At 44.6% G+C, this 23,119-nt stretch carries 22 protein-coding genes; 18 read left to right on the top strand and 4 right to left on the bottom strand.

Annotation, left to right across the window (positions count from 1 at the left end):
- Position 1 precedes the first annotated feature (1 nt).
- From F1644_RS11505 to F1644_RS11435, 15 genes are all read left to right on the top strand, one after another.
- Positions 2 to 1,579 carry a DUF4998 domain-containing protein gene (locus F1644_RS11505; protein ID WP_118304562.1) on the top strand — a complete coding sequence of 526 codons (1,578 nt, stop codon included), beginning with the start codon at positions 2 to 4 and terminating at the stop codon, positions 1,577 to 1,579.
- Positions 1,580 to 1,833: 254 nt separating this feature from the next.
- Entirely contained in the window at positions 1,834 to 5,136 is a 3,303-nt protein-coding gene (locus F1644_RS11500; RefSeq protein ID WP_118304561.1) for a metallopeptidase TldD-related protein, read from the top strand.
- Positions 5,137 to 5,222: 86 nt separating this feature from the next.
- Positions 5,223 to 6,314: a TlpA disulfide reductase family protein gene (locus F1644_RS11495; RefSeq protein WP_118304560.1), complete on the top strand. Its 1,092-nt coding sequence runs from the start codon at positions 5,223 to 5,225 to the stop codon at positions 6,312 to 6,314.
- Positions 6,315 to 6,402: 88 nt separating this feature from the next.
- Positions 6,403 to 7,170 carry a hypothetical protein gene (locus F1644_RS11490; RefSeq protein WP_118304559.1) on the top strand — a complete coding sequence of 256 codons (768 nt, stop codon included), beginning with the start codon at positions 6,403 to 6,405 and terminating at the stop codon, positions 7,168 to 7,170.
- Between the two features lie 38 nt (positions 7,171 to 7,208).
- The gene (locus tag F1644_RS11485; RefSeq protein ID WP_118304558.1) at positions 7,209 to 7,922 is read left to right on the top strand and encodes a hypothetical protein; all 714 of its coding nucleotides are present in this window, start codon (positions 7,209 to 7,211) and stop codon (positions 7,920 to 7,922) included.
- Positions 7,923 to 8,013: 91 nt separating this feature from the next.
- Positions 8,014 to 8,304 (top strand): hypothetical protein, encoded by a 291-nt coding sequence (locus F1644_RS11480; RefSeq protein ID WP_118304557.1) that lies wholly within the window; start codon positions 8,014 to 8,016, stop codon positions 8,302 to 8,304.
- A gap of 134 nt (positions 8,305 to 8,438) precedes the next feature.
- Positions 8,439 to 8,840 carry a LytR/AlgR family response regulator transcription factor gene (locus F1644_RS11475; protein WP_087419070.1) on the top strand — a complete coding sequence of 134 codons (402 nt, stop codon included), beginning with the start codon at positions 8,439 to 8,441 and terminating at the stop codon, positions 8,838 to 8,840.
- 162 nt (positions 8,841 to 9,002) lie between these two features.
- On the top strand, positions 9,003 to 10,469 hold the full coding sequence (locus F1644_RS11470) for an ATP-binding protein (protein WP_118304556.1): 1,467 nt from the start codon (positions 9,003 to 9,005) through the stop codon (positions 10,467 to 10,469).
- A gap of 622 nt (positions 10,470 to 11,091) precedes the next feature.
- Positions 11,092 to 11,712: a DUF6266 family protein gene (locus tag F1644_RS11465; RefSeq protein WP_118304678.1), complete on the top strand. Its 621-nt coding sequence runs from the start codon at positions 11,092 to 11,094 to the stop codon at positions 11,710 to 11,712.
- A gap of 241 nt (positions 11,713 to 11,953) precedes the next feature.
- Positions 11,954 to 12,253 (top strand): MerR family transcriptional regulator, encoded by a 300-nt coding sequence (locus F1644_RS11460; RefSeq protein WP_118594282.1) that lies wholly within the window; start codon positions 11,954 to 11,956, stop codon positions 12,251 to 12,253.
- Complete coding sequence (locus tag F1644_RS11455) at positions 12,217 to 12,615, top strand: 3TM-type holin (protein WP_229782349.1); 399 nt, start codon at positions 12,217 to 12,219, stop codon at positions 12,613 to 12,615. Before F1644_RS11460 ends, F1644_RS11455 begins: the two co-directional genes overlap by 37 nt.
- 56 nt (positions 12,616 to 12,671) lie before the next feature.
- Positions 12,672 to 13,280 (top strand): N-acetylmuramoyl-L-alanine amidase, encoded by a 609-nt coding sequence (locus F1644_RS11450; RefSeq protein ID WP_118304552.1) that lies wholly within the window; start codon positions 12,672 to 12,674, stop codon positions 13,278 to 13,280.
- A 113-nt stretch (positions 13,281 to 13,393) separates the two neighbouring features.
- Entirely contained in the window at positions 13,394 to 14,023 is a 630-nt protein-coding gene (locus F1644_RS11445; protein ID WP_118304551.1) for a hypothetical protein, read from the top strand.
- A gap of 124 nt (positions 14,024 to 14,147) precedes the next feature.
- On the top strand, positions 14,148 to 14,312 hold the full coding sequence (locus F1644_RS11440) for a hypothetical protein (RefSeq protein ID WP_158571875.1): 165 nt from the start codon (positions 14,148 to 14,150) through the stop codon (positions 14,310 to 14,312).
- Positions 14,313 to 14,677: 365 nt separating this feature from the next.
- The gene (locus F1644_RS11435) at positions 14,678 to 15,484 is read left to right on the top strand and encodes a nitrilase-related carbon-nitrogen hydrolase (protein WP_229782348.1); all 807 of its coding nucleotides are present in this window, start codon (positions 14,678 to 14,680) and stop codon (positions 15,482 to 15,484) included.
- Between the two features lie 77 nt (positions 15,485 to 15,561).
- Here the strand turns inward: F1644_RS11435 and lepA are convergent, their stop codons facing one another.
- The 4 genes from lepA to F1644_RS11415 form a co-directional block, all read right to left on the bottom strand.
- Positions 15,562 to 17,349: a translation elongation factor 4 gene (gene lepA / locus F1644_RS11430; RefSeq protein WP_087419063.1), complete on the bottom strand. Its 1,788-nt coding sequence runs from the start codon at positions 17,347 to 17,349 to the stop codon at positions 15,562 to 15,564.
- A gap of 73 nt (positions 17,350 to 17,422) precedes the next feature.
- Positions 17,423 to 18,592 carry an ATP-binding protein gene (locus F1644_RS11425; protein WP_087419062.1) on the bottom strand — a complete coding sequence of 390 codons (1,170 nt, stop codon included), beginning with the start codon at positions 18,590 to 18,592 and terminating at the stop codon, positions 17,423 to 17,425.
- Positions 18,593 to 18,715: 123 nt separating this feature from the next.
- The gene (pstS, locus tag F1644_RS11420) at positions 18,716 to 19,777 is read right to left on the bottom strand and encodes a phosphate ABC transporter substrate-binding protein PstS (protein ID WP_229782347.1); all 1,062 of its coding nucleotides are present in this window, start codon (positions 19,775 to 19,777) and stop codon (positions 18,716 to 18,718) included.
- A gap of 168 nt (positions 19,778 to 19,945) precedes the next feature.
- Positions 19,946 to 21,139, bottom strand: a complete 1,194-nt coding sequence (locus F1644_RS11415) for a uracil-xanthine permease family protein (protein ID WP_118304549.1) — start codon at positions 21,137 to 21,139, stop codon at positions 19,946 to 19,948.
- 112 nt (positions 21,140 to 21,251) lie between these two features.
- On the opposite strand from F1644_RS11415, the gene F1644_RS11410 reads away from it, so the two are divergent.
- Genes F1644_RS11410 through gmk form a run of 3 tightly spaced genes read left to right on the top strand, consistent with a single transcriptional unit; the run spans position 21,252 to position 23,116 of the window.
- The gene (locus F1644_RS11410) at positions 21,252 to 22,130 is read left to right on the top strand and encodes a YicC/YloC family endoribonuclease (RefSeq protein ID WP_118304548.1); all 879 of its coding nucleotides are present in this window, start codon (positions 21,252 to 21,254) and stop codon (positions 22,128 to 22,130) included.
- Between the two features lie 47 nt (positions 22,131 to 22,177).
- Entirely contained in the window at positions 22,178 to 22,522 is a 345-nt protein-coding gene (locus F1644_RS11405) for a four helix bundle protein (RefSeq protein ID WP_118304547.1), read from the top strand.
- 30 nt (positions 22,523 to 22,552) lie between these two features.
- Positions 22,553 to 23,116 (top strand): guanylate kinase, encoded by a 564-nt coding sequence (gmk, locus tag F1644_RS11400; RefSeq protein WP_118304546.1) that lies wholly within the window; start codon positions 22,553 to 22,555, stop codon positions 23,114 to 23,116.
- Positions 23,117 to 23,119 lie beyond the last annotated feature (3 nt).

Below are 23,119 nucleotides of genomic sequence, written 5' to 3'. Positions count from 1 at the left end.
TATGAGAAAGAGAAAGTATATCATAAACCTATTTGCGGCAGCAGCGTTGTTGGTGGGGTGTGGAGAAAGCCTTGAAGACACGTATAGCGATTATGCCGGAGACGGAAAAATCCGTTACGTGGCAAAATGTACTGAATTTCATGCCACTCCCGGTTGGGAACGTTTGCTTCTGGAATGGACAAACGGCACGGATGCGACCGTTGATAAGATTAAAATGATCTGGTCGTGTGAAGATTTAAAAGATTCTGTTTTACTCCCCGGTACGGCGGAGTCCTATGAGTTGGTAAACTTGGTGAACGGCACGTATCGTTTCGACGTGAGTGCCGTGGATGCTGCGGGGAACGAGTCTTTGGTGGAAACCACCTATGGGCGTCCTTACACGAGGGAACATGAGATTATGTTGGCATTTACCAGAGGGGTCGTGAAACCGTATTTCCTGAACAACAAATTGATTTTCTTTTCCGACCAGTGGAATGAGAATATCGATGAGATTAAACTGCAATACAAAAATACACAGGGTGAAACTCAGTATTACACGTTTGAAAAGGAGACGAGTTACAGTTCTTTTATTACGATTGATGATGTGAGTATGAATCCGACGGACACGATCTATATACTTCGGAAAGGAAGAATTGAAGGGTGTCCGGATTTGATAGAGTTTGACCCGTTAGCATTGAGTCGTACGAAGATTTTTAGTTCCGGTTTCGTGAATGCCATTGAGCGGCGTTATGGTTACTCTACCAATTCGAAAGAGCAAGAGGCGGAATTCGAAACGTTTGTAGAAAATGTGACAGAATTGGAATTTGATTACGACTTGGAAACTTTCGAAGATGTACTGTACTGCCCGAAGTTGAAAAAACTGATATTTGCTAAGAATCGTTATCTGGACTCGAAGTACCAGAATACAACGGAAAATGATGTCCCCGTGTTACGGAGTGACATAGATAGAAATCTTACCGTTTTGGATAAGGCAAGCGAACAAGATGTGTTGGGGTTGGAAATAGATTGGTACGGTAATAAGTGGAATAATCGTCCTTATCTCGTGGATGATACTGACTATATGAATTATAAGGGATTTTCACCCCTTCCCGAAATGGAGATTATTCAACCGGAAGCATTGAAAACTTATGATAACGGTTTTAAGGTGAATTGTTCGCCTACGGACCTTTATGCTAAATTGGATGCTTTGTTGGATGATAATTACCAGACCACGTGGACAACGACGTCCAATACGTTACCCCGTACCTATGAAATGTCGATGGAATTGTTGGAGGAAGCGGAGATTAGCGGGATAAAAGTGACTCAACCCCTGTTTAACCCGATGGGAGACAGACGTACGCAATATTTGGTTCCTTCCCAAATTACCATACAGGTATCCACGGACGGAGGTAACTGGCAGAACGTGACTTATTTTGAAACGAATGAACTGGGACGGGGTTCAGGTGAATCTACCTTATTGAAATTCCCGGAAGGTTCCCGGCGGGTACGTTATATCAAGTTTACTTTGAAGGACGGAACGGATCCGGGAGGGAATAGTGCGATCTCTTTGGGTGATATTGTTCTTTTTAAATTGAAATAAAGAAAGGTATCTCGATATGCTCGCTTGAGCAACTTTGATGAGTAATTAAAAAGGGGGAGTCTGGAAAGTTGTTTTTTAACTCCCTCCCCCCTTCGGGGTACTCCCTCTATAAACAGAGGGAGAGTTGGGTTACTTACCGTCTTTGGTAAGAGTTACCAGCTCCTCCTCTGTTTATAGAGGAGGTGGCCGAAGGCCGGAGGAGTTCGTTTCGTGACAGATAGAACTTTTTGGATGGCCCCTACAAATAGATCGATATGCTAAAAATCAATCATTTTACCAAACTCTTTTTTAGCGGGATACTCTTATTGTGTTTTTCCGGGGCTTTCGCTCAAGAGCAGGAGGATCGTCTCCTGCAACTGATGAAACGGGAGCTGGCGTATAGCATGGAGCAACTGAAAAAACAGGAAAGTGTTCCCTATTACATGAACTTGCGGGCGATGGACGACCGCACGATAACGGTCGTGAGTTCATTCGGGGCCGTGACTACCTCTAACGAGAATCGTATGAGGACGTTGGTGCCACAAGTCCGGTTGGGCAGTCCGGATTTGGATAATTTCAAGTATAATATGCAAGGAGGGTTTGCCGGACCTAACGCACAAGGAGCGCGAGGGGTTGTTTTGCCCTTGGATGATGATGCCACGGAGGCAATTCGGGAAGTGATTTGGCGGGAAACGTTGAAACGTTACGAGTTCGCCCGTAATATGTACGATCAGGCGAAAACCCGGGCCACGGTGAGCGTGGCGGACGAGGATAAAGCCCCGTGTTTCTCTGATGCTCCCGTGGAACATTACTACGAGGCTCCCTTGGCTGCCGGGAGGCAGAAAATGGATATTAAACGGGCTTGGGAACAGCGTTTGAACGAGGTTTCCGCTGTATTCAAGGCTTGCCCCGAGTTAAGCGAGGGATCAGCCAGTTTTAGTTTTCAAGTATTGCGCACCTATTTTGTGAATAGCGAGGGGAGCGTGGTGGTGCAGAACCGGATTGCTACCCGGGTGATGTTGATGGCCTCCCTGAAAGCGGTTGACGGGATGGAACTGCCCTTGAACAGAGACTATTTTGCTTACACGCCCGATGACTTACCGGATAATGATCGGATGATCGCGGATGCACGGGACATGATCAAACGCTTGCTGGCGTTGCGTGATGCCCCGGTGGCCGATCCTTACACGGGTCCCGCCGTCCTGTCCGGCCCTGCCAGTGGGGTGTTTTTTCACGAGATCTTTGGTCACCGTCTGGAAGGCCATCGCTTGAAATCGGGCGGTCAAACCTTCAAGAAGATGGTGGGAGAGCAAGTGTTGCCTGTTGAATTTCAAGTGTATTGTGCGCCTTTGTTGAAAAGCTATGCCGATACCGATTTGTATGGTCATTACGTGTATGATGACGAGGGAGTGAAAGCTCGCCGGGTAGATAACGTGGTGAATGGTGTGTTGAAAGAGTTCTTGATGAGTCGGGTTCCGCTGGATGGTTTCCCGTCAAGTAACGGCCACGGTCGTACTTCCGGCGGGGGAGACCCTGTTTCCCGGCAATCCAACCTGATCATAGAGACCACTCACCCTTACACGGAGGATGAACTTCGAGCCATGTTGGTGGCAGAGGCTCAAAAGCAGGGAAAGGAGTACGGTTACTATTTCCGGACCGTGACAAGCGGTTTCACGTACACGGGTGAGGGCGGAAGTCTGAACTCCTTCAACGTGACTCCCTTGGAAGTGTACCGGGTGTTCGTGGACGGTCGGCCGGACCAGTTGGTGCGGGGTGTGGATTTGATCGGTACCCCGTTGTCCATGTTCTCCAATATCGCGGCTGCCGGAGACAAGCCCAGCGTTTTCACGGGTGTTTGCGGTGCGGAGTCGGGATGGGTACCCGTAACGGCATCTTCTCCCACGATATTCGTGAGCAAGATCGAAACGCAACGTCGGGCGCAGGCTCGTGATATTGCCCCGATCCTGCCTTCCCCGAAACCGGAAGTGGTGAAAGAGAATAATCCGGATGATGTTATTTTTGCCGCGATGCGCTCCGAACAGGAACGTAACAAGGCGGCTTTAGTTCTTCCTAACGGGCCGAAACCTTATTATATCTCGTACACGATAGCCCGCTATCGTCATTTTCAAATAGCGGCCTCGTTGGGAGGGTTAATGCTTTCGAACGTGTCCCCGTGGCAAATGAGTGGCGGTACGCAGGTGTTGCTTGGTGATTACCAGAGAAACAGTGACGTGCAGTATCAGGAACAGATCGCTCCCATACAATTACCCTCAGAGGTGGACTATGACGTGATTCGCCGCGGGTTGTGGGAATCGTCCGATATGATGTACAAGTACGCCTTGGGTATGATGGCGCAGAAAATGAATTACCTGCAACAGAACCCACTTCCCTCGGAAGAGGCGGCGTTGGCAGATATGCAACCGCTCCCGGCGGTTACCCGTGTACAAGAGCGTCCGGAGGCCTACAAGATTGATCAGGGTGTTTTGGAACGGCTTGTGACCGAGGTGTCTGCCGTGTTCAACGAGTACAAGGAGATTTATAATTCCAGCGTGGCGATCAACGGGATGGAGATGGATATGTACCGACTGACGACGGAAGGGGTACAATTGAAAGAGCCGGGTGGTTATGTGAGTGTCATGGTTTCAGCCGAAGTCCGAGGTGACGACGGTTCGAACTTGGGTGATTCGTTCTCTCTTTCCCTGTTGAATCCGGCAGAGATTCCTTCAGTGGAGGAGTTGAAAGAGCGGGTGAAAGCGTTTGCCGAGGGATTGATGCAGTTGAAAGCGGCTCCTCCCGTGGCGGAATATTACAATGGCCCGATCATGTTCGAGGGAGGTGCCGTGGCAACCATCCTAGCCAATAACTTGCTTTATCGTGGCGGGTTGATTGCGGCCCGTTCTCTCATGCCTATGGGGCGGGGATTGGCGGATCAGTTCGGCCAGAAGATCATGGACGAGCGCCTGACGGTGAAGAACTACACGAACAAGAAGGAATATAACGGAACCCCGCTATACGGTTATTACGAGATGGACGGGGACGGTGTCACGCCGGAAGCGGAAATGGTGTTGGTGGAAAAGGGCGTGTTTAAGAAAATGCTGAACGGGCGTGTTCCGGCATTGAAAGCCCCGGAGACCACGGGTAGTTCTCGTTTCATGATGTCACCACAAAGCCCGACGTTAGTGACGGGTACGGGAACGATCCACGTGCAGGCGGAGAAGGGCATTGCTCACGAGAAGATGAAGAAGTTGCTGATCAAGACGGCGAAAGGGGCCGGGCAATCCTGTGCCTACATCGTGAGAGGTATTGCCGGGTCGGCACTTGTCGTGTACCGGGTGGACTTGAAGGACGGGAAAGAGACCCGTGTCCGTACCACGGGTTTCCACATGCCGGAGTTGACAAAATTGTTGAAGTTGGTTGCCATATCCTCGAAGGAGGAGGTGATGAATTACTTGCCGAACGCTTATCCAGCCTCGATGATTTATCCTGCGGGGATGATCGTGGACGGCATGGTGATCGAGAAGGCTAACCCGAAGACGGAGAAGGAACCGGCGTTGAAACTCCCGAGACAACGGGATTAGAACATGAATATCGGAAGTGCTGGAAAGTCCCGTTTGTCACGGCGAACGGGCTTTCAGCCACTTCTCTTGAATAAAAAGTGAAAAAGATGAAAAGGATTTTATTTACAGTATGTATGTTGTTAGGTTGTGTCCTCTTCACGATGGCACAGGATAAGGGCTACAAAATTGAGGGACGTTTGGCCAACACGGTTAATGGTAAGTTGCTGTTGGTTGTCAAAATGGATAAAGGAACGATTGATATTAGCGAAGCTGATGTTACGAACGGGGTTTTCGAATTTACAGGTCGGATGCCTGAGATGACATTGGTTTATCTGATGCCGGTAAAAAAGAATGCCGTGTTGGCTTCTTTCATGCTGGAAAATGCCAACTACACGATCACGATGGGCGCAAACGAATTGATCGTGGAGAGCGATGGGGAGGCGCAGAAAGTATGGAAGGAATTTTATGATTTGGACAAGTACCTGCAACAAAGCCAACAACAGTTGGATATGCAAGCCCGGGCAAATCCCCCTCAATTACAGAGATTGCAACAGGAGTTTAAGAAAATAGCGGTGAAAGTCGAGGCTGACGAGTTGGCCTTAATAAAGAAGCATAACGACTCTCCCGTGTCTGCATTTGTAATCGCTTCGAAGTTGCCGCAGAGTCTGGACGAGGTGAAATTAGCCGAACGTTACGATGCTCTGAGTGAAAAGGCGAAAGCAACTTCCTACGGTAAACAGATTGCAGCTGATCTGGAAATGATGAAAAAAGTCGCTGTGGGGGAAATCGCTCCCAACTTCAGCGCCCCGTTGGCGGATGGCGGTGTGCTTTCTCTGCACGAGACGAAAGCCAAAGTGAAAGTCGTTGACTTTTGGGCTTCTTGGTGTGGTCCCTGCCGGGCGGAGAACGTGAACCTGATAAAAATCTATAAGCGTTATCGCCCGAAAGGGTTGGAGATCATCAGTGTTTCCATTGATGATAACAGGCAGGCTTGGTTGTCGGCAATCGGTCAGGATGGCAGCGATTGGAAAAACGTGTCCGACTTGAAAGGCGGACAATCTGAGATTGCTACTGCGTATAGCGTGAAGGGAATTCCCTGCACCTTTATCCTCGATGACGAAAACCGTATTGTGGCTAAAAATCTCCGGGGCAAAGACTTGGAGAAGAAGATCGACGAGATGCTGAAAAAGAAGAAATAGCAAGTGTGAGGAGTACGTTGAACCGGGACCGCCTCTAAACTCATCCAAGGGGCGGTCCTTTTTTTATAATCTAAATACATATAAACTTATGAAAACAAAATTATTTAGAGACATTGGTTATTTAGTATTCATCCTATTAGCACTTAGTAGTTGTGTCAACGAGATGGATATGGTAGAAGACGAACAAGAATTGGAAACGGGCATTAGCCGGTCGTATCCGGCAGACACTTGGACAAAGTATCTCATAAATTACGAGGGATCTACACAAGACAAGTATGCTCTTGCTAAGGTCGAGAACTGTCTTGAATATCTATATCGTTTTATCCCCGACATACAATACGTTGTTGATCATTTAATAACGAGAGGGTTAAAAGTTCGCATAAAAGTAAGTAATGTTCCTGGAGGTTCAAACGAATCTTGGTATAATCCTTCCTATCCTCCCGAAATCGGATTTAATGGAGAAATAAATATTACAATGGGAAGAGTGTTACACGAGTTATTACATATGTTTTCTTTCAATACATATGATTCATATCGACAAGAATTAGATCTTGCTTGTGAAGAATACGAGATAAGAGTTTTAACAGATTTATATATGCGTCGTTATTTTAGGAGTTACAGCCATAAATATCAAGGAATGCATTCATTAAATCATGATTATAATTCTTATATAGCTTGGTTAGATGAGATTATTAATGATAGTGATTATAGTGTTGATAATTTTGTTCCTAAATTTAAAGAATTTGGGGTATCCTGGATACTTGATCTTAAGGATGCAAAAATGCATCTTGTAGATGTACTAGGATATAAACCGCTGTTGGTACGTACATTATGGTTTTATAAAGAAAAAAAATAATAGGATTTTAATTATATTCATCTAAAATAATAAGAAAAATGAAAAAAATAATTTTAACACTATACGTATGTTTATCATGTATCATGATAGCAAATGCACGATGGAATCCAAGTGTTGTGGATACGTTATCGAAAAGAGTCATTAGTGGCTTGGAAGTGATTCCAATAAGAACGACTTACGAGTCGGGAGGGGTTTATTGGAAATTGAGAGCCTCTGATTTCAAGGACTATTTTGTACGATTTGAAAGTAAATACCCGGGAGCAATTAATTACAATCTAAATTCTGATAAAGTGAACGAGGTTATTGCTGATTGGGAGGATGAAATTTGGGAGACAATAGTTCCTGCCGAGATAAAAGCTTTAGAGGAGTTTGATGTTGGGCTTTTTATTGATAAAGATGGACGAGTTTTCACGGCTGAATTTTCTATGCCGGATGAAACGTTTCAGAAATTAGAAAAACTCTCGAAAAACACACTGAAAAACCTTTACCGTAATTTGATAAAAGAAAGATGTAAAGCAATTAAGGAGGTAGATTTCCAAATTTTGGATACAGATAGTGATTTTGACAGGCGGATTCTTTTAGATGTATGTGGTTCGTTTGGAATTGGAAATGAGTACACAACTATTTTTTTGAATAAGACTGGTTATGATATGTTCGGTACATTTAGCCCATGGAGATTGCCGAAAGACGAGTTTAATAGATTACTCAAAAAGAATGAGGCAGAGATGAACAGCCGGAAGCAAGACGAGTAAATAAGTAAACGAGAGAAACGTATGGAATGGGGACCGCCTTTTGGATGAGTTTAGGGGGCGGTCCAATCTTTTATCTTTTAAAATTTGCGGTATGATGAAAAAATTGAAGTTTGTTTCATGGATATTTTTAGCTTGTTTTCGTGTTTTTGTTCCGATGGAAGTTTCCGGGCAGAGCATGGTACTTATCGAGAGGGATACTTTCCGGATGTATTCCAATCCTTTAAACGCAGATTCAACATTGGCGACCAAGGTGTACGATCGGGTGTATTCTCCTCCTTATATTCGGGATGTGTCAGCGTATTATGGGTGGTGGCGTTTACAGGGGGATTCCTTATTTTTGGAGAAGATCGAAGATACCTATGGTACGATGCGTTCATGTTGATTTGGAATAGTTTTAAGTGACACGTTGACTTGGACAATGTCTGTTTGGTCTTTTGTTTTCCGGGTTTATTCGCGAATGTCAATAATCGCTACAGCCGCCGGGGCAGATTTTACGAGGTGTAAAATCAATCATTTATGGAAAACAAAAAGACCAACACGTTAATACATTCAAGCGAACCCCGTTACGGCGAGGGACATATATTTCTTTGGTGGGAGAATTATTGCCGGCGGCTTTTGTACGCTGACATTCTTTACGTCGAGGGATCGGGCAGTTATAGCGAGTTTCACGCGATCGACGGGAGTCGAGTGACGATTTCTTATCGTTTGGGGGTGATGGAACGCTCTTTGCCGGACGATACGTTTATCCGGGTACACCAGAGTTTCATCTTGAACTGGCATTATATCGATACATTTGTAGGCAACAGCGTTAAAATCGGTGACCGATGGTTCCCGATCGGGCGGGCCTATCGTCCCCGCCTACTGCAAGTGCTACACTTCCCGGAACTTCCCCGGCAAAATAGTAAACAGGAGTTATAATTATCATCTTTAATCATCAATCGGCCTGGTGAATCGGCCATCGGCGGCTTTATTAGTGGATATTTTTGTAGTATATTATCCAATATAGTGAAATATAAGATCATTTTTTACTGCTTAGGATAGATAAAAATATTATATTTGTATTTATTCAAATAATTGAAAATGAATATAAATAATTTCGGTGTAATAAAATCGTTGATAACCGGTTTGGAAAGTTCTCAGATTGAATTTAAGGAAACTACAGGACAATTGGAACGTGGGATGGAAACAATTTGTGCCTTTCTCAATGGAGAAGGTGGTACAGTTCTATTTGGTGTTACTGATAAAGGGAAAGTTATCGGGCAAGATATAGCAGATAATACTAAAAGAAATATAGCAGAAGCTATTAATCGATTGGAACCATTGGCTGAAGTTCAGTTATCCTATGTGGCAATCCCTGGTAGTGATAAAAAGGTCATAGCACTTCATGTGGAGGATTCGAGATTTGAACGCCCTTTTACATATAAGGGCCGTCCTTATTATCGTGTAGAGAGTATGACAACCACGATGCCTCAATCTATATACAATGAATTTTTAATGTTTCGTGATGGTTCAAAATATCGTTGGGAGTTATTTGAGAATGGAGATATTTCTTTACAGGATATAGATGATAATGAAGTTTTAAAAACAGTACGACTTGGAATTGAGTGTGGTCGTTTGCCGGAAAATATAGGAAATAATATTCCTATGATTTTGGAAAAATTTGGCCTTATTAGGAATGGAATACTTAATCATGCAGCTGCTATTTTGTTTGCAAATAAAGAACTTGTAGAATATCCGCAATGTTTGTTAAGATTGGCGCGTTTTAGAGGAACGGATAAGATGGAATTTTTAGATAATCAGCGAATACAAGGTAATATTTTTAAATTACTTGATGCCGCAATGGCTTTTATATTCAAACATCTTTCTCTATCGGGTAAAATCGAGGGTTTAGAAAGAGAGGAACAATTGACTATTCCATATAAAGCGGTACGGGAGGGAATTATTAATAGCCTATGCCATAGACAATACCGTACGATTAGAGGATCTGTCGGAATTGCGATATATGATGATCGAGTGGAAATAGAGAATCCTGGGGTATTTCCTCCCGCTTGGGATTTGGAAAAAATGAAGTCAGAGCATCGTTCTGAACCACAAAATCCATTGATTGCCAATGTCCTTTATAAACGTAAATTACTGGAAAGTTGGGGGCGTGGTATTATTTTAATGATTGAAGAATGTAAAAAAGCTAATTTGCAGGAGCCAGAATATAAATCGGAAGATGGTTTTATTGTTCTTACATTTAGGTATGAACCAGTTGCAGGACAAGTAACAGGACAAGTAACAGGGCAAGTAATGGGACAAGTAACAGGACAAGTAAGGATGCTCGTGTCATGTTTGGATAGGCAAGAATTATCGGTGAAAGAGATTATGGAAGTATTGTCTTTGAAGGGGAGAGATAATTTTCTTAATGGGTATTTGAATCCTGCAATGAAGGATGGATTTGTGGAACAAACTCATCCTGAAAATTCTAGGCATAGAAATCAAAAGTATCGTTTAACCGAGAAAGGTCGATTGCTATTATCTTCTATTTCTAATATTTCAATGTAATGGTTCCAGTTTAATTGTCCAGACAGTGTTTAGATGAAAAGTTTAATAGAATTAGACGTATTAGGACTGCTGTATGACTATGAATTACGTAGTGTAACTTTATTTTGGACTTTGGCAAAAATTCTTTTGTAATAATCGCATCTAGATTATAATGTTTGGTTTTTTTTTGATTGTTGGTATTTATAGCTTTATCTCTAGAAATTTCGTTTGGGTATCTTTTTAATCTAGGTATGTTGCTTGATATTCTATCGGGCAATATCCATTCTTCTTCCGTTGAGAATCCAATGTAGTTAGGGATTAATGACGTATCATTTTCGAATCAAAGACGAATCAAAGACGTTCAGCGGGTGTCTTTGATGTGGGAGAAAGGGGAGATTGTCTCCTCTTTACCGGGGATGTTTTTCGGTTGTTCATTGCTTTGTTCTACGGTCTGTTTAGGGATTTTCTTTTATCGGGAGAGTTGTGTGTTCACGAGTGAGGGATTTGGATTTATGGCAAATATGAAACGTAAAAGGTTATTTGTGAAAACATCCTGTCGCTTGTGAATTAGAGTTTTATGTCGAAGATGCAGGCTCTATCTTTGCATCAGAAAACAAAGAAAAACTTTAAAAACGAACGAGTGATGGCAATAACAGAAGAGAATATTCGAGGAAAGATCGGGAATTCGATTTTCTACCGGGTGGGATCGGTGACACGGGTGAGGAGTGTGGCGGCACAGTATGCGGATGCGAACACGTCAAAACAACGGGAAAGCCGTTCCCGCTTGAGGGTGGCAATACGTTTTTACCGACGTTTGGCGGAGACGGAATTACGAAAGGTGTGGTATTTAGCAGCAAAGGGAACGGGGAAAAGCGGGTATAATTTATTTTTGAAGTTGAACATGATGATTTTTAAGCCTGACGGGAAGATTGGGGATTTTGCCCGGTTGCAGTTGACGGTCGGTCGGTTACAAAAAGTGAATCATCTCGTGGTGCGTGTTGATGAGGGGGATGTGGTTTCTGTGGCGTGGGAACGGGAGGAAGATCTTCCTTCCGCGGGAAAAGAGGATAAGTTCATGGTTGCCGTGCTTTATGCCGATCGTTCGTTTTCCCCGGAGTTTGTCAAGACGAGCGGGGAGACAAGGGGTGACGGGAAAGCCACTTTCCGTTTGCAGCGTAAACGGGGAACGGCAGCCCATTTGTATTGTTTCTTTCGGGAAAAGGATGGGAAGGCTTATTCGCCGAGCCAACACGTAAGAATTTAATGATTTTAGATTTATGATTTTAGATTCCAGCCGCACGGGGCCTTACTGATTTTAGATTTTAAATTTTAGATTTAAAAATTCAGGGATTGGGTGATTTCCGGTTGAAGGATTACTTTATGAACCTTATAAACTTTCGAACTTTATAAACTAACAAAAGACGAGGCGTTTAGCTGTTCCGGGCGTGTCGTTACGGGGAGGTGTGTGGGGGGAAAGGGAACGGGGTAACTTTAATAATAAAAACATGGCAAGAAAAGAGACAAGTAAAAGGGAAGAAACGGCGAACGTGTCCGTGCAAGTACTTGAGGAGTTAAAAGAATTACGCCAAGAGGTAGGGTTGGCGATCGAGGCGGCATCAAACGCTTCCTACAGGTTGATGGATGCCGAGGAGTTGTGCCGGGCTATGCAAATATCCAGGCAGACATTACGGCGTTACGAGAAACAACTCCTTATCCCGGAGAGGAAGGTGGGTAACAAGAAGTTTTACCTTGCGGCAGAGGTGAAGAATTGTATCGTCACGGCTTTACGACTTTGGAAGGAGTGAAGAACGTGGTCGGGGCGGTTGGCGAGGTGATCGACCGCCTGACGCTCCCGGTGAGGGAGAAGCGACAACTGGAAGTGGACCTGCTGGGATTGCTGGCAGAACACGAGAAAGAGATGGCCCGCTCTCGCTCGGCAGCCGTGGTGGAGGAGGCCCGGGGGAACTGGTTGCAGCGATCGTGGCGGCCGCTGGTGATGCTGGTGTTCGCCTTGATCGTCCTCGTGGGGACGTTCACGACGCTACCCATCCTTTCCGATACTTCCCGCTTTTGGGATTTGCTGGAAATCGGCCTGGGCGGTTACGTGGTGGGGCGGAGTGGGGAAAAAATGGCGGAGGCGATTTTTAAGGTAAAAGCTAAAAAGTAAAAACTAAAAGTTGGAAAAAGTAAAAGGTAAAAACTTGATTAATTAAATTTTTATTCATGGGAATTTCAATTTTCAATTCTCCATTTTCAATTGTCAACCATCGTTTGATGGGTGGCGGGGTGGTTCACCTGGTGAGCGCAAAGAACGCCCGGCGTTTGGAGGGGCCGGACATGATCGTGCTGCACTACACGGCGGGAACGAGTGCCGAGAGTTCCGCACTTTTCCTGACCCGCCCGGACGTTTCGGCCTCGGCTCACGTGGTGATCGGTCGGGAGGGGGAGGTGTTCCAGCTGGTTCCTTTCAACATCGAGGCGTGGCACGCGGGGAAGAGCTGGTATGCCGGGCGTGGCGGGTTGAACCGTTACTCGATCGGGATAGAGCTGGATAACCTCGGGAAACTCCGGTTCTCGGGCGGGTTGTTTATCGCGGAGTGCGGGCGGGTGGTATCGCCGGAGGAGGTGTACACGGACTGTTCCGGCGATCGCCCGACGTACTGGCATCGCTACACGGCAAGGCAGGTCCGGGTGTTACGGGAGATCTGTACCCTACTGGAAGAGACCTACCCGATCCGTGACGTGGTGGGTCACTCGGTGATCACGCCGAGAAAGATCGACCCGGGGCCGGCGTTGGAATTCGCCTTTAGCGAATTTCAAGATAGGAACTAGAAGTTAGAAACTAAAAATTTACCTTCTTGGGGCAGGGCCCGCCCCGGGCATGTAAAGTTCATTTTCAATTTTCAATTTTCAATTTTTAATTTTTAATTTTTAATTGTAAAGTTATGGCAGAATTTAACTCGTATTTACTGGGAAAAGCAAGAAAATCAGTGGGAAACATCACGTTGTGTTACACGAGAGGGAAGAACATCGCCAAGGCGAAGGTGTTTTCCCGGAAGGACAACCCGACGCCGGAAATCCTGGCCCAACGGGCGAGAATGAAAGCGCTGGTACAGTTATCCCGGCAGTTGTTACCGGTGATCCGGAAAGGTTTTGCCGGGATCGGTAAAGGTTCGGCGGCGAACGCTTTCGTGAAGGTGAACATGTCCCGGATATCGGTGGACGAGGCGAACGTGGCGACGGTGGATCTCGACCGTTTGCTTTGTGCTTCCGGGATGTTGTACCCGCCGAAAGTGGAAGTAACTTACTCGGAAGAGAACAAGATGTATTCTTTCATGCAGGAGATGCAGGACGAGGAGAACGGTTACGCCTTCAGCGACGATCAGGTGTATGCGGTGTTATACGAGAGCGTGCTTGGGCGAGCCCGTCTAGTGACGTTGCGAGTCCGTGGGGAGAACGGTAACACGAGCTACGCTCTCCCGGAGGAGTGGAGTCACGAGAACGTGAAACTGTATTGTTTCGCCACGTTGAAGAACGGGAAGAGCGCTTCGGATAGCTGGGTGATGACGCTGTAAATTTTATGGTTCCTGATCGAGTGATTTCGCGAGAGGAACGAGTTCTCACGTCTCCGGCAGAGGATCCATGCCGGGGATGTGAATCCCATTCTAAATTCTAAACTTTAAATTTTAAATTATCAAAATGGGTAATTATTTTTTGATCGGTATGTTTTCGACGTTGAGTTTTAACGCCGTGTTGTCGCAGATGGCGGACAACTTGTTGGCAGGAGTTTTTAGTATCGTTGGTGGGGTGATTAGTTCGCTGGCGGTGGCGTGGGTGAAACGACGGTGGGAGAGGAGGGGATAGGGAGCTGTCCAAAAAAGTCTTATCCAGTATCTATAAACTACCCCCTCCAGCTCCCCCTTACACAGGGGGAGGGCTGATTACCAAGCGGTTTCTCCCCCTGTGTAAGGGGGAGTTAGAGGGGGTAGTTGTTTAAAATAGACTTTTGGCAGCCCTCTCACTTTTGGGATATTAAATGTTTTATTATATATTGATTTCCAGTTACAAATATATTAAATTGTTTCAAAACCTAAGCAAGTTGATTTTGTATGTACCAGCATTGCAAAGCGGGGAAAGTTGTGATTTTTTGGGTATTTACCTAACCGTGTAATTTTTCAATAATCTAGGAAAGAATCAAAATTTTTGAGTAAATTCGCCTAAATAATCTTATGAAAATGAAAGTATTTGGCGGGATGTTATGTTTCCTGTTTGTTTTATCCTTAAACGTGAAGGCACAGGATTCGGTGAGGGTGGCGCTTGTACAGGCGCACTTGATATGGGGGGATGTGAAATCCAATCTATGGGCTTTTGATAAGCGGGTGCCTTTGTGTAAGGGTGCCGATGTGATTGTATTTCCGGAGCTTTTCACTTCCGGGTGTGAGATGAAGAAACGGGATAAAGAAGAGGCAATGCGTTCGAAAGATGAGGTGGCTTCCTATTACCCGACAGTGATCAAGCGGATGAAGAAATGGGCGAGACGCTCCGGGGCATTGGTGATCGGTTCCACGATTTACAAAGAGAACGGGAAATATTATAACCGGTTATTGGCTGTTTATCCGGATGGGAAATACGAATATTACGACAAGCATAATTGTTTTAAAAAAGGTAGTTTCTCGCCCGGAGGCCGTCATCTGACACTGGAATGGAAAGGGATACGTTTCTCAACTTATATCTGTTATGATTTGCGCTTCCCGGAGTGGAGTAGGAATCAGGGTGAATATGATGTTGCCATTTACATTGCGAACTGGCCGGAATCCCGACGGGACGATTGGAATCAACTTCTACGGGAACGAGCTATTGAAAACGAGGCGTACGTTGTGGCCGTTAATTGTGCCGGGACAGACTTAACAGGACTTGTTTACCGGGGAGAGAGTTGCGTGATCGCTCCTGACGGGGAAGTAAGGGCGAAATGCAGGGATTATTGGGATGACGTTGTGGTTCATAAGGTTTGTAAAGTTCATAAGGTTATAAAGTAGCTTAAGGGGCATACAAATAAAGCGTCCTTGGGGGACGCTTACTTTATAAACTTTACAAACCTTACAAACTTTATGAACTAATCCAATTTCAGCACGGCAAGGAATGCTTTTTGCGGGACTTCAACGTTCCCGATTTGTTTCATTCGTTTCTTTCCTTTTTTCTGTTTTTCCAGTAGTTTACGTTTACGGGAAATATCACCACCGTAACATTTTGCGGTTACATCCTTGCGAACAGCTTTGATGGTTTCGCGGGAAATAATCTTCGCACCGATGGCAGCTTGGATTGCAATGTCGAATTGCTGACGGGGAATCAGTTCTTTTAATTTTTCGCAAATGCGTTTCCCGAAAGAATAAGCGTTATCAAAGTGAATTAAAGCAGAGAGGGCATCCACGGATTCGCCATTCAGCAGTATATCCAATTTCACAAGATTTGCCCGACGATAACCGATCTGGAAATAGTCAAAAGAGGCATATCCCTTCGTGATACTCTTTAATTTGTCGTAGAAGTCAAACACGATTTCGGCCAGTGGCATCTCGTAGTTCAACTCGATCCGGTTTCCTGTCAGGTAGTGTTGCTTTATCAGTACGCCTCGCTTGCCGAGACAGAGGGTCATGATCTGACCGATGTAGTCGGTAGGCGTGATGATCTGTGCTTTTATATAAGGCTCCTCGATATAGTCCATTACCGTGGGAGAGGGCATATCGGAGGGGTTGTGCATTTCGAAAACTTCGCCTTTCGTGGTGTGGGCGATGTACATAACGTTGGGAACGGTGGTGATCACGTTCATGTCGAACTCCCGATCCAGACGTTCCTGCACGATTTCCATATGGAGCATTCCGAGGAACCCGCAGCGGAATCCAAATCCGAGGGCGGCTGAAGATTCCGGCTCGAAGGTTAGGGAGGCATCGTTTAGCTGTAATTTCTCGATGGAGGTACGCAGGTCCTCGTAATCCTCCGAATCAATCGGGTAGATTCCGGCAAAGACCATGGGTTTTACTTCCTCGAATCCCTCGATGGCGGCGGCGCATGGACGTTCCACGTGCGTGATCGTATCCCCGACTTTTACCTCGGATGAAGTTTTAATACCGGAAATAATGTAGCCCACATCTCCCGTTTTCAGTTCGTTGCGGGGTTCTTGTTCTAGGCGTAATACTCCAATTTCATCTGCATCGTATTCCTTGCCCGTGCTCACGAATTTCACGATGTCACCTTTTTTCAGACTACCGTTCATGATACGGCAATAGGTGATGATTCCGCGGAAAGAGTTAAATTCCGAGTCGAACACCAAAGCCTGAAGTGGCGCATCGGGATCACCCGTAGGTGCGGGAATTCGTTCTACAACCGCTTCCAGTATTTTATCCACGCCCAAACCAGTTTTTCCACTGGCTTCAATAATATCATCCCGCTCGCATCCGATCAGTTCTTCAATCTGGTCCTTCACTTCCTCAGGCATGGCATTGGGCATATCCATCTTGTTCAAAACGGGAATGATTTCCAAGTTATTGTCAATGGCAAGATAAAGGTTCGAGATGGTTTGTGCCTGAATACCTTGCGTGGCATCGACAATCAGTAGCGCACCCTCGCAGGCAGCAATGGAACGTGATACCTCGTACGAGAAATCCACGTGTCCCGGGGTGTCTATCAAGTTTAGAACATATTTCTCTCCCTTGTAATGATAATCCATCTGTATGGCGTGACTCTTGATCGTGATGCCTCGCTCTCGTTCCAGATCCATATCGTCAAGCACCTGTGCTTGTAAATCTTTCCCTACTACAGTTCCGGTCGTTTCCAGTAAACGGTCGGCAAGTGTACTCTTACCGTGGTCAATATGTGCGATTATACAGAAATTCCTAATGTTCTTCATCTACGAAATTTTAGATTTAAGTTGCAAAAATATGGATAAAGCGGAAAATTTCAAACGAAAAGGAACTGTTTGTTTAATAATTCATTCCGAAATGCCAGAGCGGGATAATATTGGCATATCCACTTTCGATGTCATCTTTTACAATATATCCTTTTGGGAGACCTTCTATTTGTTTTTGTCCTTTGTTTTTCCCTCCTATTTCAAATGTTCTTTCTCCTATCTGAAAATCTGAAATTTTTGAGGATGTGATTTCTTGTTTCACGCGCATCTGGTTGTAAAAGAATGTTTCACGAATGTTTCCTATATTTGGACTTTCTCGTCCTAAAGCATAAATGAGGTTCGTATTATCTATATATATTTTTTCTACTTTGCCTAATCCCCTGATCCCCCCTGTATCATCACGAAGTTGAGCTATCATGCCTGCTTTTTCAATGTAAAGTAGGTAATCGGCTAAATAATTCCGACTTACACCAATCATATCTGCCAGTTTTTGTAGGACTGGCTTAAATGGAACACTTTGAGAAATGATCATTAGAAGTTGTTTTAATTTGCGTCCAGTGGAGACATTCATGTTTGCATATTGTGGGATATCGATCTCCATGGTCTGGTTTATCACTTGGTCCAATTCAATCTCGAAAGTTTTGTCTTTACCAAACGGGTAATAGCCTTGCTGAAGGTACTCTATGAAGAGGGGGAGAGGATGCGTTATTTGGGGTATTTCTACTTTGTGTTCTAATATTTCATCTATTGTATAAACAGGAATATTCATGTGATGAAACATGTTTAAATATTCGCGGAAAGAGAGGCCTTGCATATCGTAGATAGGAGCTCGTCGGCTTAGGTCTGCAGTTCCTTTATAGATGTCTAGAATGGATGATCCGGTAAATCGTATCTGCACATCTGGATAGGTGTCGTATATTTGTTTTAATTCACGTGACCAATTAGGGTATTTATGTATTTCGTCGATAAACAAGTGTTTCCCTCCTTGTTTACTAAATTTGTCTGTTAGATCGATCAAAGAATTCTCTGTAAAATATATGTTGTCTGCTGAAACATACAACGTATCTTTCGGGTGTAGGTTTTGTTTAATATGTTGGAGAAACATTGTTGTTTTACCAATACCCCGTGGACCAACAAGTCCTAACATATGGCTGTCCCAATTAATTTCGGCATATTTATAGCGAATAAAATCGGTGTTTGTAATTTTTAATAGTTTGTTGAAACTTTCGTAAAGTTTATCCATGATTAGTATGTATTTCTGCAAATATACGCAAATTGCACTATAAAAGTGCAGAAAATTGCTGTTTTCTGCACTTTTATAGTGCAATTTGGAGTTTGTAGTTTTTTGAATAATGTGTATACTTGATTATTTCAACACGGGTTGCCCGTTGTAAGTGACTGATTTTAGTAACGCTTTTGCATTTTTTACTGCCTTTTCCGGGAGCGGGGAGTAGTTTACTTTTGTGGTTAAGGCTTGGGCCTCTGCGTCCAGCATCCAGTTCAATAGTTTCAATGTTTCTTCGGCTTGAGCTTGATTTCTATCGGCATAGGCTTGCTCTTTGTATAAGATGATCCATGTGAAACAACTGATCGGGTATGCATCCGGAGCGGCCGAGTTGGTGATCATTGTACGGGTATCGGCGGGCATATCTCCTTTCGCTGCGGCTGAGATGCTTTCCGTGTTTGGGGTAATAAAGTTACCGGCCACATTTTTCATCTGGGCGAATTGGATTTTCATGGCAAAAGCATATTCGGAACCCACGTAACCGATGGACCCTTCAGTTTGACTGATTACTCCAGCAACGCCTGGGTTACCTTTAGCGGCCATACCTACCGGCCATTTTAATGATTTTCCGGTTCCGATCTTCTCGGCCCATTCCGGGCTTACTTTGGTCATATAGTCACTGAACACGAAAGTGGTTCCGCTACCATCTGAACGATAGACAGGACTCATGGCTTTGTCGGGTAAGTTCACGCCGGGATTGATGGCTGCAATACGGCTGTCGTTCCATTTGGTGATTTTGCCCAAGTAAATATCGGCGATAATATCCCCGGTTAGTTTCAAGTTGTCTACTCCCGGAAGGTTGTACGCCAACACCACGGCTCCCATGCACGTCGGGATGTGAACCACGGCTGCGGGCATTTCGCTCATTTCTTTGTCGGACAGATAGGCATCGGACCCCCCGAAATCCACGATTTTGTCTTTCAGGCTACGAATACCGCCACCACTACCGATGCCTCCGTAGGTAATGGAATTACCTGTTTTATCTTGATAAGTTTTGAATGCAAGGTTATAGAAGGGAAGAGGGAAGGTTGCCCCTGCTCCGGAGATAGATACTTTTTTAGCGGGACCGTTCACGTCATGTGTCGCGTTGCTGCTAAAAATAACAGCTAACATAAGAACTGTGGTTAAAAGCAAGTTTTTCATTTTCTATTCATTTAAATAAATTGTTTTCTTTCTTTTTTGCGATTGCAAGTTCCGCTGATTATGTGAATCTAATGTTTCAAAACGGTTATTTTTTTGTTACGCGGTAGGGCATAAAGGGGTGGTGGATATGTTGATCCACAAGAGATGAGTGACGTTTGGAAGCCTGTATTATGCTTTGGATTCTTTTGTCGGTAATATCAAGTTTAAGATGACGCCCAATAAGGCGGCAAGGCCTATGCCGGACATGGAGAAATTACCCCATTCGAAGGCCGCCCCTCCAATACCGAAGGTTAGGATGAGAGAGACGATAATCATGTTGCGGGTGTTGGAAAGGTCAACCTTGTTCTGTATTAAGTTACTCATTCCCAAAGAGGCAATTGTTCCGAACAAGAGTAGCATGATCCCTCCCAAAACAGAGGCTGGGATGGATTTTAACAAAGCACTGATTTTACCGAAAACCGAGAAGACGATCCCCATCACGGCAGCAATTCGAATCACGGCAGGGCTTGTCACCTTTGTTAAAGACACGGCCCCGGTAACTTCGGAATACGTGGTTACGGGAGGGCCACCGATTAACCCGGCGAAAACACAGGCAAGACCGTCACCCAGTAGTGTACGGTGTAATCCGGGGTTTTTCACGAAATCCTTACCGGCAACACTGTTCACCGCGTAGACATCCCCGATGTGTTCGATGACAGGAGCGATGGCCACGGGAACCATATAGATAATGGCAGCCCAAGAGAAATCGGGTGTCACGAATTGGGGAAGGGCAAACCATGCGGCTTCTTTGATCGGGGCGGTATCCACGTTATAGAAGAAAAGTGCTACAAGATATCCGACAATGATTCCGCAGAATATAGGGATTAATTTTAACAGCCCCCGGCCTTTCAGAGAGACGACGACAGCCGTGATCAGGGAGATAAGGGCCAATACCCAGTTTTCGCTTGCCATTTTTACCCCGGAGCTGGCGAGGGAAAGCCCGATTAATATGATTACCGGACCGATCACGATGGGGGGAAATAGTTGCTTGATAAAGTCGGTTCCCCGTAATTTTACCAACAAGCTCATAAGCCCGTAGACCGCACCCACGGCGACCATCCCGGAAAGGGCTCCTGCCATACCGTACAATTCACTGGCTTTGATGATTGGGGCGATGAATGCGAAACTACTTCCCAAGAAGATGGGAACGATACCTTTCGTGACAAGATGGAAAATTAATGTTCCGATTCCCGCGGTAAGAAGTGCTGTTGACGGGTCCAATCCTACAAGTAAGGGAACGAGTACCGTCGAACCGAAGGCGACGAAAAGAAATTGTACCCCGATAACTCCTTTTTGGAAGGCAGAAAGATGATTCGCATCCATGATTATGTATATTCTGATGATTTGACAAACTGAACAAAGGTAGTTATTTGGCGGGGATTTTCAAAAAAAGCCTTACTTTTGTGGTTAAATGTTTGTATTTAAAACAAGAGCTATGATAAAATCAATGACCGGTTTCGGTAAAGCAACAGTGGACTGCGGGACAAAGAAAGTGATCGTGGAGGTAAAAAGTCTGAATTCAAAACAATTGGATATTAATTTGAGGACTCCGAGTATTTACAAAGAGAAGGATATCGAGATCCGGAATATGATAAAGAACGTTCTGGAACGCGGGAAGGTGGACGTGTATATCTATTTTGATAATGCGGAGGACGAGAAAGATGTTGCCGTGAACCAATCGGTGGTAAGACAGTATTATAATCAGATGTTGGAAGTTGCGAGTTCGTTGGGAGTGGAAATCAACAAGAGCGAGTTGCTGCAAACCATTATGCGTTTCCCTGACACGATGCAAGCTAAAATGGAAGAGTTGGATGAAGAAGGTTGGAATTGTTTGAAGAGAGCCATCGAGAAAGCGTTGTCGGATGTTGATGATTTCCGTATTCAAGAGGGTAAAGTTTTGATTGCAGATATTTTGAAACGGATCGAGTTGATCAAAAGCTTGTCGGGAGAAGTGCCCCAGTTCGAGAAACAACGAGTGATTACTATCAAGCAACGCTTGCAAGACAAGATGAAGGAGTGGGGAGAGATTAAAAATATTGACGAGAACAGGTTAGAGCAAGAAATTATCTATTACTTGGAGAAACTGGATATTACGGAAGAGAAAGTTCGTTTGGCAAATCATTGTAAATATTTTGTCGAGACGGTGGAGAAAGAAGAGGCGCCGGGACGTAAACTCGGATTTATCGCTCAGGAAATCGGTCGAGAAATCAACACCATGGGTTCTAAAGCCAATGACCACGACATCCAGAAACTGGTTGTCCGCATGAAAGATGAACTGGAAAAAATAAAGGAACAGAGTCTCAATGTGCTATGATTAGGTTCGTAAAGTTCATAAAGTTTATAAGGTTCATAAAGTAAGTAATGAGAGTAGAGCGATTTGAAGATATTCTTGCTTGGCAAAGAGCTCGAGATTTGGCAAGAAGAATTTATAATCAATTTGGTTGTAGTAAAGATTATGGATTCAAAGATCAAATACAACGAGCTGCAGTATCTGTGATGAATAATATTGCAGAGGGATTTGAGCGTAAGTCCAATCTTGAATTCAAACAATTTCTTTATATTTCGAAAGGATCGTGTGGTGAAGTTCGCTCAATGCTTTATTTAGCTAAGGATGTATTGATATTAGATGAAAAGAATTTTTCCGAACTTTTGCTAGAAACAGAAATCATATCTAAAATGTTATCGAACTTTATTAAAAAGCTTTGACTTTATGAACCTTATAAACTTTATAAACGGATGAAAAAGAAGGTAATCATATTTTCAGCACCTAGCGGATCGGGGAAGAGTACGATCGTGAATTACTTGCTGGCGAAGGATTTCGGGTTGGAGTTTTCGGTGTCTGCAACGTGCAGGGCGCCCCGGGGAGAAGAGAAACACGGGAAAGAGTATTATTTCTTTTCAACGGATGAGTTTAAAGAAAGAATTGAGGCGGAGGATTTCCTAGAGTGGGAAGAGGTCTATCCGGGATGTTTCTACGGGACGCTGAAGAGTGAACTGGAGCGAATTTGGAAGGCTGGTCATGCCGTGGTATTTGACGTGGATGTTGTTGGAGGGGTGAATATCAAGAAAATATTCGGGGATCAGGCGCTATCTGTTTTTATTAAAGCTCCTTCCGTGGAGGTCTTGCGGCAACGGTTGATCGGACGGGGTACGGATTCAATGGAGAAGATAGAGCAACGTGTGGCTAAAGCGGAGTATGAAATGACATTTGCTGATAAATTTGACGTGGTCATTGTGAATGACAATTTAGATACGGCTTTAGCCGAAGCTGAAAAGGCGGTAAGGGATTTTTTGAAATAATCG

The organism is Butyricimonas paravirosa (genome assembly GCF_032878955.1).
Classification (GTDB): Bacteria; Bacteroidota; Bacteroidia; order Bacteroidales; family Marinifilaceae; genus Butyricimonas; species Butyricimonas paravirosa.
Note: the sequence above shows the minus strand (reverse complement) of the source record. Positions and strands in the feature narration are given on the sequence as shown.

What these genes read in the sequence shown, in the direction of transcription:
- F1644_RS11505 (WP_118304562.1), top strand. Translation starts at nt 2, where the DNA reads ATGAGAAAGAGAAAGTATATCATAAACCTATTTGCGGCAGCAGCGTTG.
- F1644_RS11500 (WP_118304561.1), top strand. Translation starts at nt 1,834, where the DNA reads ATGCTAAAAATCAATCATTTTACCAAACTCTTTTTTAGCGGGATACTC.
- F1644_RS11495 (WP_118304560.1), top strand. Translation starts at nt 5,223, where the DNA reads ATGAAAAGGATTTTATTTACAGTATGTATGTTGTTAGGTTGTGTCCTC.
- F1644_RS11490 (WP_118304559.1), top strand. Translation starts at nt 6,403, where the DNA reads ATGAAAACAAAATTATTTAGAGACATTGGTTATTTAGTATTCATCCTA.
- F1644_RS11485 (WP_118304558.1), top strand. Translation starts at nt 7,209, where the DNA reads ATGAAAAAAATAATTTTAACACTATACGTATGTTTATCATGTATCATG.
- F1644_RS11480 (WP_118304557.1), top strand. Translation starts at nt 8,014, where the DNA reads ATGATGAAAAAATTGAAGTTTGTTTCATGGATATTTTTAGCTTGTTTT.
- F1644_RS11475 (WP_087419070.1), top strand. Translation starts at nt 8,439, where the DNA reads ATGGAAAACAAAAAGACCAACACGTTAATACATTCAAGCGAACCCCGT.
- F1644_RS11470 (WP_118304556.1), top strand. Translation starts at nt 9,003, where the DNA reads ATGAATATAAATAATTTCGGTGTAATAAAATCGTTGATAACCGGTTTG.
- F1644_RS11465 (WP_118304678.1), top strand. Translation starts at nt 11,092, where the DNA reads ATGGCAATAACAGAAGAGAATATTCGAGGAAAGATCGGGAATTCGATT.
- F1644_RS11460 (WP_118594282.1), top strand. Translation starts at nt 11,954, where the DNA reads ATGGCAAGAAAAGAGACAAGTAAAAGGGAAGAAACGGCGAACGTGTCC.
- F1644_RS11450 (WP_118304552.1), top strand. Translation starts at nt 12,672, where the DNA reads ATGGGAATTTCAATTTTCAATTCTCCATTTTCAATTGTCAACCATCGT.
- F1644_RS11445 (WP_118304551.1), top strand. Translation starts at nt 13,394, where the DNA reads ATGGCAGAATTTAACTCGTATTTACTGGGAAAAGCAAGAAAATCAGTG.
- F1644_RS11440 (WP_158571875.1), top strand. Translation starts at nt 14,148, where the DNA reads ATGGGTAATTATTTTTTGATCGGTATGTTTTCGACGTTGAGTTTTAAC.
- F1644_RS11435 (WP_229782348.1), top strand. Translation starts at nt 14,678, where the DNA reads ATGAAAATGAAAGTATTTGGCGGGATGTTATGTTTCCTGTTTGTTTTA.
- lepA (WP_087419063.1), bottom strand. Translation starts at nt 17,349, where the DNA reads ATGAAGAACATTAGGAATTTCTGTATAATCGCACATATTGACCACGGT.
- F1644_RS11425 (WP_087419062.1), bottom strand. Translation starts at nt 18,592, where the DNA reads ATGGATAAACTTTACGAAAGTTTCAACAAACTATTAAAAATTACAAAC.
- pstS (WP_229782347.1), bottom strand. Translation starts at nt 19,777, where the DNA reads ATGAAAAACTTGCTTTTAACCACAGTTCTTATGTTAGCTGTTATTTTT.
- F1644_RS11415 (WP_118304549.1), bottom strand. Translation starts at nt 21,139, where the DNA reads ATGGATGCGAATCATCTTTCTGCCTTCCAAAAAGGAGTTATCGGGGTA.
- F1644_RS11410 (WP_118304548.1), top strand. Translation starts at nt 21,252, where the DNA reads ATGATAAAATCAATGACCGGTTTCGGTAAAGCAACAGTGGACTGCGGG.
- F1644_RS11405 (WP_118304547.1), top strand. Translation starts at nt 22,178, where the DNA reads ATGAGAGTAGAGCGATTTGAAGATATTCTTGCTTGGCAAAGAGCTCGA.
- gmk (WP_118304546.1), top strand. Translation starts at nt 22,553, where the DNA reads ATGAAAAAGAAGGTAATCATATTTTCAGCACCTAGCGGATCGGGGAAG.